The sequence below is a fragment of the Pantoea sp. OVA07A genome (assembly GCF_019969975.1).
GTDB classification, from domain to species: domain Bacteria; phylum Pseudomonadota; class Gammaproteobacteria; order Enterobacterales; family Enterobacteriaceae; genus Pantoea; species Pantoea agglomerans.
In genome coordinates this window covers 1-2,956 of record NZ_JAHXYM010000013.1, presented here as the reverse complement: position 1 = coordinate 2,956, position 2,956 = coordinate 1, and the positions used below count along the sequence as shown (strand labels likewise).

The 2,956-nt window shown below is 53.8% G+C and carries 1 rRNA gene; it reads left to right on the top strand.

Going from position 1 to position 2,956, the window contains the following annotated elements:
- Positions 1–20 precede the first annotated feature (20 nt).
- A 23S ribosomal RNA gene (locus tag LC417_RS22205) occupies positions 21–2,928 on the top strand.
- Positions 2,929–2,956 lie beyond the last annotated feature (28 nt).

Here is a 2,956-nt window from a genome sequence, read left to right as displayed (position 1 = left end):
AAAACGCCTGTGGGTTGTGAGGTTAAGCGACTAAGCGTACACGGTGGATGCCCAGGCAGTCAGAGGCGATGAAGGACGTGCTAATCTGCGTAAAGCGACGGTAAGGTGATATGAACCGCTACAGCCGTCGATGTCCGAATGGGGAAACCCGGTGCACTCTGTGCATCATTGCAGCATGAATACATAGTGCTGCAAGGCGAACCGGGGGAACTGAAACATCTAAGTACCCCGAGGAAAAGAAATCAACCGAGATTCCCCCAGTAGCGGCGAGCGAACGGGGAGCAGCCCAGAGCCTGAATCAGTTTGTGTGTTAGTGGAAGCGTCTGGAAAGTCGCAGGGTACAGGGTGATACTCCCGTACACAAAAACACACATGCTGTGAGCTCGATGAGTAAGGCGGGACACGTGGTATCCTGTCTGAATATGGGGGGACCATCCTCCAAGGCTAAATACTCCTGACTGACCGATAGTGAACCAGTACCGTGAGGGAAAGGCGAAAAGAACCCCGGCGAGGGGAGTGAAACAGAACCTGAAACCGTGTACGTACAAGCAGTGGGAGCCTTCTTTATGGGGGTGACTGCGTACCTTTTGTATAATGGGTCAGCGACTTATATTCTGTAGCAAGGTTAACCGTATAGGGGAGCCGCAGGGAAACCGAGTCTTAACTGGGCGTTAAGTTGCAGGGTATAGACCCGAAACCCGGTGATCTAGCCATGGGCAGGTTGAAGGTTGGGTAACACTAACTGGAGGACCGAACCGACTAATGTTGAAAAATTAGCGGATGACCTGTGGCTGGGGGTGAAAGGCCAATCAAACCGGGAGATAGCTGGTTCTCCCCGAAAGCTATTTAGGTAGCGCCTCGTGAACTCATCTTCGGGGGTAGAGCACTGTTTCGGCTAGGGGGCCATCCCGGCTTACCAACCCGATGCAAACTGCGAATACCGAAGAATGTTATCACGGGAGACACACGGCGGGTGCTAACGTCCGTCGTGAAGAGGGAAACAACCCAGACCGCCAGCTAAGGTCCCAAAGTCATGGTTAAGTGGGAAACGATGTGGGAAGGCACAGACAGCCAGGATGTTGGCTTAGAAGCAGCCATCATTTAAAGAAAGCGTAATAGCTCACTGGTCGAGTCGGCCTGCGCGGAAGATGTAACGGGGCTAAACCATGCACCGAAGCTGCGGCAGCGACACTATGTGTTGTTGGGTAGGGGAGCGTTCTGTAAGCCGTCGAAGGTGTGCTGTGAGGCATGCTGGAGGTATCAGAAGTGCGAATGCTGACATAAGTAACGATAAAGCGGGTGAAAAGCCCGCTCGCCGGAAGACCAAGGGTTCCTGTTCAACGTTAATCGGAGCAGGGTGAGTCGACCCCTAAGGCGAGGCCGAAAGGCGTAGTCGATGGGAAACAGGTTAATATTCCTGTACTCGGTGTTACTGCGAAGGGGGGACGGAGAAGGCTATATCAGCCGGGCGACGGTTGTCCCGGTTTAAGCGTGTAGGCGGAGTGTCCAGGTAAATCCGGACGCTTGTTAACGCTGAGGCGTGACGACGAGGCACTACGGTGCTGAAGTGATAAATGCCCAGCTTCCAGGAAAAGCCTCTAAGCATCAGGTAACACAGAATCGTACCCCAAACCGACACAGGTGGTCAGGTAGAGAATACCAAGGCGCTTGAGAGAACTCGGGTGAAGGAACTAGGCAAAATGGTGCCGTAACTTCGGGAGAAGGCACGCTGGCGCGTAGGTGGAGGGACTTGCTCCCCGAGCCGAAGCCAGTCGAAGATACCAGCTGGCTGCAACTGTTTATTAAAAACACAGCACTGTGCAAACACGAAAGTGGACGTATACGGTGTGACGCCTGCCCGGTGCCGGAAGGTTAATTGATGGGGTTATCCGCAAGGAGAAGCTCTTGATCGAAGCCCCGGTAAACGGCGGCCGTAACTATAACGGTCCTAAGGTAGCGAAATTCCTTGTCGGGTAAGTTCCGACCTGCACGAATGGCGTAATGATGGCCAGGCTGTCTCCACCCGAGACTCAGTGAAATTGAACTCGCTGTGAAGATGCAGTGTACCCGCGGCAAGACGGAAAGACCCCGTGAACCTTTACTACAGCTTGACACTGAACATTGAGCCTTGATGTGTAGGATAGGTGGGAGGCTTTGAAGCGCGGACGCCAGTCTGCGTGGAGCCAACCTTGAAATACCACCCTTTAATGTTTGATGTTCTAACGTAGGCCCGTAATCCGGGCTGCGGACAGTGTCTGGTGGGTAGTTTGACTGGGGCGGTCTCCTCCTAAAGAGTAACGGAGGAGCACGAAGGTCAGCTAATCACGGTCGGACATCGTGAGGTTAGTGCAATGGCATAAGCTGGCTTGACTGCGAGAGTGACGGCTCGAGCAGGTGCGAAAGCAGGTCATAGTGATCCGGTGGTTCTGAATGGAAGGGCCATCGCTCAACGGATAAAAGGTACTCCGGGGATAACAGGCTGATACCGCCCAAGAGTTCATATCGACGGCGGTGTTTGGCACCTCGATGTCGGCTCATCACATCCTGGGGCTGAAGTAGGTCCCAAGGGTACGGCTGTTCGCCGTTTAAAGTGGTACGCGAGCTGGGTTTAGAACGTCGTGAGACAGTTCGGTCCCTATCTGCCGTGGGCGCTGGAGAATTGAGGGGGGTTGCTCCTAGTACGAGAGGACCGGAGTGAACGCACCACTGGTGTTCGGGTTGTCATGCCAATGGCATTGCCCGGTAGCTAAGTGCGGAAAAGATAAGTGCTGAAAGCATCTAAGCACGAAACTTGCCCCGAGATGAGTTCTCCCTGACTCCTTGAGAGTCCTGAAGGGACGTTGAAGACTACGACGTTGATAGGCCGGGTGTGTAAGCGCAGCGATGCGTTGAGCTAACCGGTACTAATGACCCGTGAGGCTTAACCTTACAACGCCAGAGGCGTTTTTGAGAGACA